The sequence below is a fragment of the Kaistella flava (ex Peng et al. 2021) genome, from assembly GCF_015191005.1.
Taxonomy (GTDB): Bacteria; Bacteroidota; Bacteroidia; order Flavobacteriales; family Weeksellaceae; genus Kaistella; species Kaistella flava.
Map to the genome: position 1 here is coordinate 2,327,741 of NZ_CP040442.1, position 14,254 is coordinate 2,341,994.

At 35.6% G+C, this 14,254-nt stretch carries 7 protein-coding genes; all 7 read right to left on the reverse strand.

Annotation, left to right across the window (positions count from 1 at the left end; genetic code table 11):
- Positions 1-121 precede the first annotated feature (121 nt).
- Positions 122-7,207, reverse strand: coding sequence for a cell surface protein SprA (sprA, locus tag Q73A0000_RS10350; protein WP_193810890.1), 7,086 nt, complete (start codon positions 7,205-7,207; stop codon positions 122-124).
- Between the two features lie 3 nt (positions 7,208-7,210).
- Positions 7,211-7,795 carry a Holliday junction branch migration protein RuvA gene (ruvA, locus tag Q73A0000_RS10355; protein WP_193810891.1) on the reverse strand — a complete coding sequence of 195 codons (585 nt, stop codon included), beginning with the start codon at positions 7,793-7,795 and terminating at the stop codon, positions 7,211-7,213.
- Between the two features lie 108 nt (positions 7,796-7,903).
- Positions 7,904-10,189: an NADP-dependent malic enzyme gene (locus Q73A0000_RS10360; RefSeq protein ID WP_193810892.1), complete on the reverse strand. Its 2,286-nt coding sequence runs from the start codon at positions 10,187-10,189 to the stop codon at positions 7,904-7,906.
- Positions 10,190-10,278: 89 nt separating this feature from the next.
- Positions 10,279-11,139, reverse strand: a complete 861-nt coding sequence (locus Q73A0000_RS10365; RefSeq protein ID WP_193810893.1) for a BadF/BadG/BcrA/BcrD ATPase family protein — start codon at positions 11,137-11,139, stop codon at positions 10,279-10,281.
- Between the two features lie 150 nt (positions 11,140-11,289).
- A complete protein-coding gene (locus Q73A0000_RS10370; protein ID WP_193810894.1) occupies positions 11,290-11,538 on the reverse strand; it encodes a NifU family protein in 249 nt (82 codons plus the stop codon).
- A 90-nt stretch (positions 11,539-11,628) separates the two neighbouring features.
- Positions 11,629-12,732, reverse strand: a complete 1,104-nt coding sequence (locus Q73A0000_RS10375) for an Mrp/NBP35 family ATP-binding protein (RefSeq protein ID WP_193810895.1) — start codon at positions 12,730-12,732, stop codon at positions 11,629-11,631.
- A gap of 150 nt (positions 12,733-12,882) precedes the next feature.
- On the reverse strand, positions 12,883-14,043 hold the full coding sequence (locus tag Q73A0000_RS10380; protein WP_193810896.1) for a GlmU family protein: 1,161 nt from the start codon (positions 14,041-14,043) through the stop codon (positions 12,883-12,885).
- Positions 14,044-14,254: the final 211 nt, after the last annotated feature.

The following is a 14,254-nucleotide window of genomic DNA, read 5'->3' on the forward strand; positions in this document are numbered from 1 at the left end:
TTACGGACGCAAAGGCATTTGATTTCGCAAAATATTTCTTTATAATGCACCGAACGACTTTAATTAAAAACAAAAAACTCAGAATCGAAATCCTGAGTTTAAATTTTAGTTTAAAAATTATTTAGAAACCGCTGCTTCCGCCAAAGGTAAATGTTGCGGTTAAACCTGCACGCACCGTTGAAAGTGGGAAGGCGGTAGAAATTTTATATTTCGTCATCAACTGATCGTAGAAGAATCGGATATTGAAATTCTGAGACATATTATAATCTGCAGATAATTTAACACTCATCATTCTTTGTCCACCAGTAATCTGCGAATCATCTTGCAAAATATTGGTGATTCTGGTTTGACTGTCTCTTATAGAAAGATCTCCACGCAGATTTAAATCACTTTTAATGGTTCTTTCTTTTCCTTTGAAGTTCATCTTCATTTTTAAATCTTTCAGAATATAACCAAAACCGATGATGTATTCTTTACCCATATCTTCGGTTAAAGTATGATTCACCAATCCAAGCATAAATAATCTGTCGACATTATACTGAGCACGGAACTGCATGTTGTTTCTCATCGTAACATCGGCTCCGATTAATGGTGCAAATGCTTCTACATAACCAACCTGAGAATAGGTGTAAGGATTATAAATATCACCAAACGCATCTCTGTCTGAAGCTCCATTTTTTTGAACATTATAAAAGTCAATACTCGACTGAATTCCCGACGCGGTATACGTTGAACTGTAACCGTGAAGAACATCAAACTTAGAAAACTGACTGTTTACTAATGGAATATTTTTCAATCCAGAATAAATTACTCTCCAGTTCGGAAGTGGGAAACCTGATTTCTTAGGATTGGTCATCGGTCCATCTGGAGTTTTCCCTTCAATTGCTGCCTGGAAAGCCGGCACCAAAACATATGCATTGGCTAAGGAATGTCCATCTGTAAATCCATTCGCATCAAGCGTTCCGCCCATTTGCTGGGAGATGATTCTTGCATTCGAAATAATATTATCATAAATGGTTTTACCATCTGTAAATGAAGTTCCGAAAGTCCACGCTGTTCTGGAAAACGTAACCATATCATTTCCAAAAGCAAAATCATGATTCGCGAAATTTAAATTTTGTCTTACGTTATAACCAGACTGCGTAAAAGTACTGGTGTAATTTTGCAGGAAGTTAATATCAATTCTAAATTCATTCACCGGCATGATCTGTACGTTTGCCAGGAAATTCTGGTTTTTCATTTGAACATACGGGTCGGTCATATAATCTGAATCTGAAATCCAACCTCTCTCCAAAATTGTTCTGCGGATATCTGCTTGCGAACCTAATAGGAAACCAGCAGTAGGACCACCTAAGGTTTGTCCGTAACCGTACCAGTTTGGTGCAGAAAGCAATCCTGGTAAAACGATACCATTATTCTCATTATAAGAAAGATCCATTTGTTTGATTGAAGTCAAGGCATAAGCAATACTTTGCAGTGGATTCAATTTATTTTTGAATTTATAACTCTTGAAGCTATTTTTCTTATTGGTTTTTTGCCAAGCTAAATTGTAAACGTTATTCAAGGAATCAACTTCCTGTTTACGCTTCTGCATTTTCATACTAATGTTCTGGAAGTATTTAAACTTCCCAAAGAATTTCGGCACATAAACGGTTGAAGTCGCAATGATATTATTGGTGTTTTGACCAATGCTTCCTAAACTTTCTGAACGGTTGGTTTCCGGATTCACAAAGTTGGTCATCACGGTACTTCTCGCATTCCAGTTATAAGTAAAGCCGTAGCCTAATTCAGCATTAATGAAATCTAAATAGGGTAAATATTCAAATGGCAATCTGTAATTCAACTGAACGCGGTGGTTGTATAAAACTGGTCGTCCTGCTCTAAAAGGATCCGCAAAAATCGATTTGTTGTTCATATTATAAACACTCAAATTGTCATTTAAAGTTCGCATCGAAGAATTAATTTCCAGCTTCAAAGATTTGGTAAAATTAAATCCTAAACCATATTGCCAACCGAAATAGAAGTTTCTGTTTCTAATAGCATCAAAATCCTGACCTGCAACTCCACCCAAAATCGCATCGATATTTCTGAATTCTAATTCATTATAATTACGGTCGATTTCTGTTCTGAAAGATAATCTTGTCGGAACTGGATTAAAGTTCACCTCTTTCATCCATCTTAAATATTTATAAGATTTTGCAGTGTCACTTACTACTTTATTAAAAGGTCGAATGACAAACGGTTTGAAAGAATAGTTATAATCTGCATATCCTCTCAAGTATTGTCTGTAGTTCTTTTTGGTATAAACATCACGGTAATAATCGTCATTATAAATCGCAGTTACCGACACGTTTTCTACATCGTAAAACTTCGCTTTCTTGTTCGGATTCATTCTGTCTTTACGCATATTCACCACACCCAAACTTCTTTGCTGCGTGTAAGTTCTCGCTACTTTTTTCAGCTCTTCTCTGTTCGGTGCATTCTCAAAAGTCACATCATTATCCAATGGATTATACTTCGGATCTTCGATGGTTTGCGTGTAAGAATAATTCACAGGAATTTTCATACCTGCTTTTTCCGGTAAAAATTTATCAACGTTTACAGTGGTGTTAATACTGTAAGCAGAATGCTCAGCTTGTGATCTTTCTGCTGGTTTTTCAGCAATTCCACCAAAACCAATTGTTGAAAAAGATGCATTTGCGTTGATTAAAGCGAAATCTCCTAAGTTGAAATTCACACTTGCATTTCCTGCATAACCTCCTTTATTTTCAATTTCAGAAAGACGAATTTCATCTACCCATAAAACAACTTCTTTATTGATAAGAGTATTTTTATTTCGAACTCCTAACATAATCGTGGTCACGTTTCCTAAACTCGGACGACCTTTGATATAGATTTTCTTATTATCATCTAACATCCCATATTCTACATCTTCACGACGAACATCTATTCCTGATGGGAAATTCTGATCTCTTCTTAATTTAGCATCAACGAAATTCTGAATAGCCAAATTCACTGTATTTTCAGATGGCCAAATGTCCAGTGGTGATCTCGCGTTTTTAGAAGTATATTTTAATGAAGCTTCATATTCATAATAGTTATCTGTCGCGTCACTTCCGAAACGGATAAAGAATTTTGCATCTGGATCGTAGCTCGACGAATTAACATCTTTTAAATCTTCAGCGTGAACGAACAATTCTAAATTTTTGTAACGACGCATATCTAAAGCCACATTTTTGAAAACTCCACGAGAAGTATTTTTCTCTAATGGTTGTGCTTTCATATATAATGAAGATTCGTTTTGTCTTTGTGCACCAGCATTTCCACTAAGAATTTGTCTTTCGATTCCTGGAGGAAGAACGTAAGGAGGTTCGTTTAAACCATTCTCTTCTAAGTTCACACTACCAACATCTAAATTCTGATCAGTTACCGGCTGAGTTCCTTCATTATCATCGGGAGCATTGGTTGCAATATTCTTGGTATATTTTCTCCAGTCACTTCTTACTAAATCTAATGTTCCGAAACGGATGGTTGATGCTTGATCAAATCCTGTTAATAACATTCTGGCATAACGAACATTATTTAAAATAGAGGCATCTGCAACACCACCAACATTGGCATCATCAAATTGAGCAACAGGAACGCGGAATAAAAACCATTTGTTTTTTCCAGTTTGACCGTTTTGGAATTTCGCTTCTACTTCTTTAACATCGACGATGAAATTTTCTCCCAAAACCATTTTGTTTTTATCAAGTTCAATGGTGTATTGGTTGTAATCTTCATTTTGATCTAAATTATAATCACGGTTGATATCCTCCGCATCCGGAGTTTGAGTGGCAACTTCCAAAGTATTACTTTGTGAATTCCCTTCTGGTCCGCGGAAATATTTATAACGTTCCGTTAATGAAGAAGCTTGTTCTCCCTGGAATTTATCTGATAAATAAAACACGAAATCATCAGAAGCCGGATCCATAACATTGGTTACCGGATTGATAAAGTTGGTTCCAAATTTCGCAGCTTCACCTTCTGCATCTAAACCATCGTATCCTAAATCCTGTGCAGCTCTGTCTTCATTTTCACTTGAGAATGCATAAAGAACTGGGAATTGATTCGGTTGAACTCCCCAATTCGTAGTGGTAACATTTGCTGGAACGCTCGGTGTTGGCAATCCATTTTCGTACATTAGTTTACCATCTTTCAGAACATCTTCAGAAACATTTCCTAAATGTAAAAGTAATTTCGGGTTGCTTCCCAAAGCATTTCCATCAGCGTAAGGATCCATCATCCAGAATTCCACATACTCAATATTAGAATTGGTAAAGTTAGAAACCGAAATCGGTCTCATTAAACCTGCCCATCTTTGTTGTGTAGTTTCAGCATTTTTATTGACGTTATATGGCCCTCTTTCGTTCGGGAAATAACTTAAATCAAAAGTATTCGTATATAATTGTTCACCCGCTACGAAATCTCTACTGTTGTATAATTCCTGAGTTTGAACTCTTCTTGAAGCGTGATTAGAAACCGCGGCAGCATTAATTCCATTCGGAGCTTTCCCACCAATTCCGTAGAATCTCGGGTCGATATTATACCATGATAACAAACCTCTTCCGTTTCCAGAAGCAAGATCATCATTTAAACCTCCATTCAAAAAGAAAGGTTCTGGATTTTTTTCCGGCTTAGAAGCTAAACTCCACATCGCTGGTTCTTTCAATGAAATCTTAGAAGTACTTTGTTCGAAATCATCAATATAAGCTTGGTCACCAATTCCTTTATTTTGTCCCGGAATTAAATAAGCACCTTCTGCAAGGAAACTTAAATTCGACGGCGCTTCTGTATTTACAAAAGGAATTTTATCAGTTAATCTTGTCAAGAATGGCAACTCATTATTATATAAAATATTGAATCCCGCCATCGTATTATTCACCGCTTCCTGACCGAAATTTACTTTCTGTGTTAAAGGAGTTTCAGCATAATTAACAACCGTTGCACCAACGGTAAGATGTTCATCGAACTTTCTTTCTAAGTTTAAACCTAAAAATCTTTTTCTTTGCGTATTAAAAGTCAATTGATTTTCAAGGGAAATATTAACGGCTTGACCAGATTGTTTAACGGTTTCATTAATAATATTGACCGATCCCAACATATAATCTACGGTATAATCAACTCCTTCCGTAAGCTGAACACCATTTGCAGAAACCTTAACTGAACCTTGCGGAACGTTAATCGCTCCAAGAGAAATTCCTGCACCTTGAGTTCCTTTGAATCGACCTTCCATTGTGTAACGCAAAGCTAAATTACTTTGAGAAGCAACTTGTTTTTGCTGGTCATACAATTCATTAAATACGAATTTTGGATCACTCGTTCCCAACACCGTTTGCAAATAAGCACCGAAAGGTTTTGCTTTGGTGAAAATTACTTTTCCATTTTCAGGATCAACGGTAATTCCTGGTACGAAATCAAAAATACCATCTCCAGTTATTCCACCATTTTCCTGTAAATCGTTATTCATATTCAAACGATCCCAGTTGAATAATTTCAAAAGTTCTGGATTAACCTGTGGATTTGGTGTGTTAACTGTGGTTGGTAAATAATTTACTTTTCCACCATTTTGTGGGTCACGGTAAAAAACATTTAATAAAAATCCGTCCGGATTAATTTGATTGGTATTTAATGGATAAATATTCTTCATCATCAAATCCCACATCGGCGACGTCGTTTTTACGGTATTGTTTGGTTTCAAAACTTTGGTAATCAAAACCGGGCTTTCTTCTGAAAACTCACCGACTTTATAAACCTTGTTATCACCATTCAATGTAAAACTATAGGAAACCGCCAAAAGCTGGTTGTCATTCAATCTTTGATTAAGGGACATATATCCCAACTGCGGATTAAATGTAAATTCATTTTGATTTAATCTTCGTGCTCTTCTGTTGAAAATATATTGTTCTCCATCTGAATAAGCTTCTGGTGATCCATTTGCATTTGGAAAAAGTTGTCCTTTTATAATATTGCCATAATCCGTTCCTGCATCTCTTGGACTTCCAATCGCATTCGAAATTCCCTGATAAAGATTATTTTGAGAGTTATCTGGGAATCCAGAAATTCCTTCACCCAAATCACGAATCCCCAAAACTCCTTTTTGATCCTGAAGATTTCCTGAACCTTGATCTAAAACCCATGCTTCAATTCTGGTAATGCTGATTCTTGAATTAATCTGCGGATAATTAATAAGTGCTTTATCGTAATTGTTTAAAAAATAATGGTCTAAAAAGTAATGCTGATTATCTTCATAATCAATCGCATTTAATTTAAAAGTATTCATCACACCGCCACCTTGTGCGACAATGTTTCGGGCTTCACCTTGTTGTTGAGAAAACACTAAAGTTCCAGTAGTTTTACCCAACTGGAATTCGGTCTTTAAACCAAACAAAGATTCTGACCCACGAATTAAATTAGTAGAAAGCGGCATATTAACATTTCCGAATTCTACTCTTTTTATAATTTTATCTTCGCCGCCAGTAGTTTTATCGCTTAAACCTTTTGACTGTAAATCTTTCCAGGATCCTTTTGCCTGCCAAACCAAATTCATTCTGTTCTCAAAAGCAAAACCACTTTGAGTATCGTAATTCGCTTTCAGTTGAAGGTTTTCACCAACTTTACCCAACAATCCCATTTGAATTCTCTGTTGAATATCAATGGCAAAATTGGTTCTGTTTTGTGGTAAAATTAAAGGATTATCGATTTTTTGGTACAATCCGCCAATATCGAAAGAAGCGAAACCTTGTGGAATAATTTCGATTTTATTACCTCCGAATAAACTTTCGAAAATTTTATTTTTAATACTGACACTTGGAAGTAATCCTTTTTTAATGGCTTCAGTTTGGTCTTTTCTATAACCTAAAGCACTGGTAGCAGACTTCTCTTTATAATATTCGCTCAATTGATTACTGAGCATATATTGATGATATTCTGCAGACGTCATCGACATCGGATTGCCGACCACCGTATTTCCGATTTTGGGATAAAGAATATACATTCCGCTCGACACATCGTAAAATGCATCATACCGCATCGGGTTGGGTAAAGAAAAATCTTTCCGAACTGATGAACTATCGCTTGGCTTCTCTTGTGCAAAAATACTTGCAACCGAAAAACATGTTAAAACTAAAACTAAAAATCTATGCCAAAAAAAACTATTCTTCTCCAAATGTTAAATATTTTTTAAAATTTGCTTCACCAAATCTTCTACTCGAAGATCAGGATTCTGCTTTAGAATTCGATCTGCTATCTTCTCACTCATTTTTTTGGAAATGCCCAAAACCTCTAATGCAGATAACGATTCTTCTTTCACTTTATTATTCACAAATATAGAAATATTTTCATCAGAAACACCGAATTTTTGGACTTTATCCCTCAAATCGATAATGATTCTCTCGGCAGTTTTCGCACCAATTCCCTTTACCTTTTGCAACATCACACTATTATTAGAAAGAATACCCGCAGAAATTTCCGTAAGGGACAAAGATGAAAGCATAATTAAGGCAGAAACTGGCCCTACTCCGTTAACGCTTATTAACAGATTAAACATCTCTTTTTCTAAAATTGTGTTAAAACCAAAAAGCAAATTGGCGTCTTCACGAATGATCTGTTGAATATTTAAAAAGGTTTCTTTTCCTAAAACCAATTTCTCGGAAGTTTGCAAACTGACGCCTACTAAATATCCAACTCCCTGTACATCAATAACGACAGAAGTTGGGTTGAGTTGTTGTACAATTCCTTTTAAAGAATAAATCATTTGGTGTTTTTATAAGTCGTTTGTAATTTTTAGTACTAAATAAAATTTCACCAAAATTATTTCCTCCAGTGATGAAGTTTCTAATCTTGGTGAAATTTGTAAAACAGATTATGCTTCCTCTCTGCGCTGTGCATCAAGAACCGCAATCGTTGCTAAATTCACGATTTCATCTACACTTGCGCGCATCTGTAAAACGTGAACTGGTTTTTTCAAGCCCATTAAAATTGGACCGACAACTTGCGCTACTTTTAATCCTCTGATAATTTTATAAGAAATATTCGCACTTTCTAGATTAGGGAAAACAAAAACGTTTGCCGGAGTTGTACCTAATTTCGAGAATGGATAATCTGAAAGGTGATCGCTATTCAAAGCAAAATCTGGTTGAATTTCACCATCAACAATCATTTTCGGATATTTCTCATGAAGGATAGAAACTGCTTTTGCTACTTTTTTAGAAGTCTCAGAAATTCCTGCAAAGTTCTCAAAAGACAACATTGCGATTCTTGGTTCGATGGCGAAAGTTTTTACGGTCATTTCTGCCATTCTTGCAATATTCACCAAATCTTCTGACGTAGGATTTTGATTAATAGAAGTATCTGCGAAGAACAAAGGTTTTTTCTCTGTCATAATCATCATCATTGATGAGATTTTGTCCACGCCTTTTTCTTTCTCAACAATTTTTAAAATTGGTTTTAACGTAGAAGAATAGTTTTTAGAGAAACCAACGATTAATGCATCAGTATCACCGTGGTGTAACATTAGCGGACCGAAATAATCTCTTTGACGAACATATCTTTTCGCTTTGTATTCGTTCATTCCTTTGCGCTGACGTAATTTCCAAAGCGTTTCACGATATTTAATACGGTTTTCTTCTTGATCTTCTCCCATTGGGTCTACAATCGGCACATCGATATCGATACCGAATTTCTTCATCTGCTCTTGCACATATTTTTTCTCACCCAATAAAATCGGCTGAGCAATTCCTTCTTCATAAAGAATTTGTGCTGCTTTTAATACATTGTATTCTTCAGCATTACCAAGCGTAACTCTTTTCGGATTAGAACGCGCTCTGTTCTGCATCATTCGGATCAGTTTCTCATCACGACCCATTCTGTCAAGCAACGCATTTTCGTAATCGTCGAAATTTTCAATAGGTTTTCCAGCGATTCCACTGTCCATCGCTGCTTTTGCTACTGCTTTTGAAACCCTTGTTATCAAACGGTTATCAAATGGTTTTGGAATAAAATATTCTCTTGAAAAGCTAAGACCTTTTAAGTTATAAGCAAGAATTACTGCTTCTGGAACGGGTTCCTTGGCTAAATTAGCAATTGCATGAACTGCAGCCAATTTCATCGCTTCATTAATTCCAGTTGCCTGAACATCAAGCGCACCACGGAAAATATATGGAAATCCTAAAACGTTATTTACCTGATTAGGATAATCACTTCTTCCGGTCGCCATGATGGTATCTTTTCTGGTTTCCATCGCGAGCTCATATTCGATTTCAGGATTTGGATTTGCCAAACCGAAAACCACTGGATTTTCTGCCATGGTCAAAAGCATTTCTGCTGTCATCACATCTGCTTTTGAAAGACCGATGAAAACGTCTGCTCCTTTCAAAGCATCTGCCAAAGTTTCGATTTCTGTATTTGCTACAAAATCAAGTTTCTCTGGTGTAAGATTTTCTCTTTTATGATTGATGACTCCTTTAGAATCACACATCAAAACATTTTCTTTATTTAATCCAAGTTCTAAATAAAGTTTAGTACAAGCAATCGCCGCAGCTCCTGCCCCATTAACTACCACTTTTACTTCACCGATTTTTTTACCTGCGATTTCAAGAGCATTTAATAATGCTGCTGCAGAAATAATTGCTGTTCCGTGTTGATCATCATGCATCAATGGAATATTCAATTCTTCTTTTAATCTTTTCTCAATATAAAAAGCTTCTGGAGCTTTGATATCTTCTAAGTTAATTCCACCGAATGTTGGCGCAATTCCTTTAACGATTTCTATAAATTTATCTGGGTCTGTCTCGTCGATTTCAATATCAAAAACATTAATATCTGCAAAGATTTTAAACAAAAGTCCTTTACCTTCCATCACTGGTTTTGATGCTTCTGCACCAATATTTCCTAAGCCTAAAACTGCTGTTCCGTTTGAAATTACGGCTACTAAATTTCCTTTTCCGGTATATTCGTAAGCTAATTTTGGATCTCTTTCAATTTCTAAACAAGGTATTGCTACTCCCGGAGAATAAGCTAAAGATAAATCTCTTTGGGATGAGTGTGGTTTTGAAGGAATTACTTCTATTTTTCCTTTCGGTTCAACGCTATGATAATCAAGGGCTGCTTGGTTAAAATTCTTTTCGTCTCTGTTATTTTTAGTGGACATAATATATTGATTTTTTATAAACACCTAAAGGTACGAAACCTCTATCGATGTATGTTTTAAATAAATTCTTTAATAATGATATTAAAAGATTAGTCGAGGTTTAAGATGTATTTCTTATGATAATCGACCAAACTTTCTATTGGTTTTTGAACTACTTTTCCAATGGTTAAATTAAGTTCTGCCGCAGCTGCTCGTAAAATATCTTCGTAAATATATGCGATGTAACCGATGAAATTAATTTCGATTTCACCCGATTCGGGATAAGGAAGAACTTGGTAATCAAGGAAGTTTTTCATTTCATCGAAAACCATATTTTGAAAATAAGGATGAGCTTTATGTTCGGCAATAAATTTATTGAATTCTCCCAAGTACGCATTGGCTCTCGGATTATGATACATCATTTTGATGGCCTCTTCAATAGTCAGATTATACGTTTTAATAAAATCACGTTCCAAATCCGCTGGGAGTTTCTTCATAAAAAAACGACGCAGTAAATGCTTTCCTAAAGCGCTTCCGCTGCCTTCGTCACCGATCAGGAAACCGAGTGAAGGTAAATCTATTCTGATCTTTTCACCATCAAAAAAGCAGGAATTAGAACCCGTTCCCAAAATACAAACAATCGCCGGTTTCCCAGTGTAGGCTGCATAAGCCGCAGCGGTCATATCTTCTTTAATCCGAACTTCTGCTTGAGGAAAAGCTTTTATAAACTCATTTTCTACTCTTTTTACATTTTGTGCTGTACCGCAACCTGAACCGTAAAAAAATACTTTTTCGATGTGATTTTTCACAAAAAATAAGTCTTGGTTTCTGTCAATTTCCTGACCAATAAAATCAGGATTTATAATATTGGGATTAAACCCTAAAGTTGTTGTCTTCAAATGAGGTTTTCCCGAATTCTCCAGGATCACCCAATCACATTTGGTCGAACCGCCGTCTATTATGGCAATCATATAATAATCGTTTAATCTGCTAAAATATTAATTTAATTTCAATCAGTTTTAGATTTAAAGAAATAATTGAAATTACTTCTGCTAAAAGCTTTTCAAATAAAAAACGGACAAAAGTCCGTTCCTAATTGTATCAAATCTTTAAATTTAAAACTACTCCACGGCCAACACTTCCAGAATTTCTGGAGCATATTGTTTCACCGTGGTTTCCACTCCCAACTTCATGGTAGAAAAACTCATGGGACAGCCATTGCAGTTCCCGATAAGTTTGACCAAAACAGTTTGACCCTGCACATCGATGAGTTCGATATCGCCACCATCTTTATTTAAAAACGGTCTGATACTTTCAAGCGCATCCATTACTTTGGTTACTGTTTCTTCGTGTTTTATTTCTTTGTTCATTCTTTTAAATCATGATTTGTTATCATAAAAATCACCTCCCAAAAACCTTTAATATTTTTTAATTTTTTAAAGGAAAGGAATTATTGCTTCCTATTTTTTAGGAGAACAACCTGCCATGGTTGTGATTTTTACCGCTTCCGTTGCTGGAAGATTTTTATTTCTTTCGACCAAACTTTCAATCATATTCTGAGTGGTCTTCATATAGATGTCAGCAATTAAAGATCCTTCCTGCAAAGCGGCTGGTCGTCCAACATCGCCCGCTTCACGGATACTTTGAATTAAAGGAATTTCTCCTAAAACAGGAATTCCTAAATCTTCTGCTAAATATTGAGCTCCTTGATTTCCGAAAATATAATATTTATTATCTGGTAATTCTTCAGGGGTAAAATACGCCATATTTTCGATTAAACCTAAAACTGGAATATTAATGCTTTCCATCTGGAACATTGCGATTCCTTTTTTAACATCGGCAAGGGCAACATGCTGTGGTGTACTTACAATCACCGCTCCCGTTACCGGAACTTCCTGAATAATTGACAAGTGAATATCACCAGTTCCTGGAGGTAAATCAATTAGAAGGAAATCTAATTCTCCCCAAGCAGCATCACGAATCATTTGGTTCAAAGCTTTTGAAGCCATTGGACCTCTCCAAACGACCGCTTGATTTGCTCCGGAGAAATATCCGATAGACAACATTTTCACGCCGTAATTCTCCACTGGTTTCATCAAACTTTTACCGTCGATTTCGACAGAGATTGGTTTTGCACCTTCTGTATCAAACATGGTCGGAACTGAAGGTCCGTAAATATCGGCATCTAAAATCCCAACTTTGAAACCCATTTTTGCTAAAGTCACAGCAATATTCGCGGCAACTGTAGATTTTCCAACACCACCTTTACCTGAAGCAATGGCGATAATATTCTGGATTCCTTTAATCTGTTTTCCTTTGATTTGACTTTGCTGAATTTCGGAAGGTTCCGGAGAAGCAATTTTTAATTTCAAAACGATTTCCTCTCCAAATTCAGAAGCGAATGCCTGTTTCATGGCAGCTTCTAATTTCTTCTTTTCGTGCATTGCCGGTGAATGCGCGGTCATATCGATATACACATCATTTCCCATTACCTGGAAATTATGAACTAAATCATCTACTTCTATTTCTTTCAGAAATGCCTGAACTTTATCTTTTGTCAACATAATTCTTAATAATAAATTGAGTGTCAAATTTACGGAATTTTTTGTTATTTAGAATGAATAAAAGTTATGACAAATGTTTGATTTCGAAAACAGACTTAAAAAACTAAAGCCAACTAAATTAAAAGTTGGCTTTAAAAACCTTATCAAAGTTTAATAATTTTCATAAATCGTTTTCAGAATCTTTTGATCGATTTCCGTAAAAGGGACCTTTCTTCTTCCCATTGCCAATTCGGCAACTTCGTAAGCTTTTTCTAATTTGAATTTTTCGTCGCCTTTCATTCCTCCCCAAGAAAAACTATCGATTAAATTGGGTGGAAATCCGCTTTTGAAAATATTGGCGGCAACACCAACAACTGTTCCTGTATTAAACTGAGTGTTGATGGCTGCTTTGGAATGATCACCCATTATTAAACCAGCAAATTGCAATCCTGTATTCACGAATTTTTTCGTTTTATAATTCCACAATTTGACGATGGCGTAATTATTTTTAAGGTTTGAAGAATTGGTATCTGCACCGAGATTACACCATTCTCCAATAACTGAATTCCCGATGAATCCGTCATGACCTTTATTGGTATATCCAAAAATCACGATATTATTCACTTCACCACCGACTTTACAATGAGGACCAATTGTGGTTGCACCGTAAATTTTCGCTCCTAAATTAAATTTAGAATCATTACAAAGCGCAATTGGACCGCGAAGATTACAACCTTCCATCACTTCTGCATTTTTGCCGATATAGATTTTTCCGGTTTTGGTATTTAAAGTAGAGAACTCCACCTCTGCTCCTTCTTCGATAAATAAATCTTTTTCGTCTCCTAAAAGTCCATTAGTTGGTGAAAGCGGCATTGAAGTTCTTCCTTTGGTAAGCAAGTCAAAATCGAATTCAATCGCCTTATCATTATATGAAAACAGATCAGTTGGCTGATTAAAGAACAAAACTTCTTCTTCAATATCAGTCATTTTACTAATCTGATTTAAAGAAAAATCATCCATATTAATTCGAACTGCGATTAATTCGTCTTTGTAAACCAAAGCTTCACCTAATTGCAAATCTTTAATTTGATTTAAAAGATTTTCGCTTGGCAAAAAATTAGGAACAATGAAAAGACTTTCTTTGAGTTCGTATTTTTTAAATTTCTCCTGTAGATAATCTTCGGTGAGATACGAAACCTCGGAAGAGCCCAACAACTTTTGCCATCTTTCTGAAAAGGTCAAAATTCCGCAACGCATTTCTGCGACAGGCCTTGTAAAAGTAAGTGGTAAAAAATCTTCCCAAAACTGGGCATCTGAAAATACAAGTTGCATAGATTATAATTGAAAGTTGAAAAATGATATTTTATAATTGGCACCACATGAAATATTTAATTCTTCAACCACAAAGTCACAAAAGAATGCTTTAAAAACCAATTAAGAAGTTCACAAAGTGAAAATCTAAAGGTTTTCTAAGCTTCGTGGTCTTTAAAGAGGAGATTTTAAACTTTTTATCAAGTTAACTTTGTGACTTTGTGGTTTAAAA

Bases quoted from the DNA above. Each gene is read 5' to 3' on its own strand.
- ruvA (WP_193810891.1), bottom strand. From the start codon at position 7,795: ATGATTTATTCTTTAAAAGGAATTGTACAACAACTCAACCCAACTTCT.
- Q73A0000_RS10360 (WP_193810892.1), bottom strand. From the start codon at position 10,189: ATGTCCACTAAAAATAACAGAGACGAAAAGAATTTTAACCAAGCAGCC.
- Q73A0000_RS10365 (WP_193810893.1), bottom strand. From the start codon at position 11,139: ATGATTGCCATAATAGACGGCGGTTCGACCAAATGTGATTGGGTGATC.
- Q73A0000_RS10370 (WP_193810894.1), bottom strand. From the start codon at position 11,538: ATGAACAAAGAAATAAAACACGAAGAAACAGTAACCAAAGTAATGGAT.
- Q73A0000_RS10375 (WP_193810895.1), bottom strand. From the start codon at position 12,732: ATGTTGACAAAAGATAAAGTTCAGGCATTTCTGAAAGAAATAGAAGTA.
- Q73A0000_RS10380 (WP_193810896.1), bottom strand. From the start codon at position 14,043: ATGCAACTTGTATTTTCAGATGCCCAGTTTTGGGAAGATTTTTTACCA.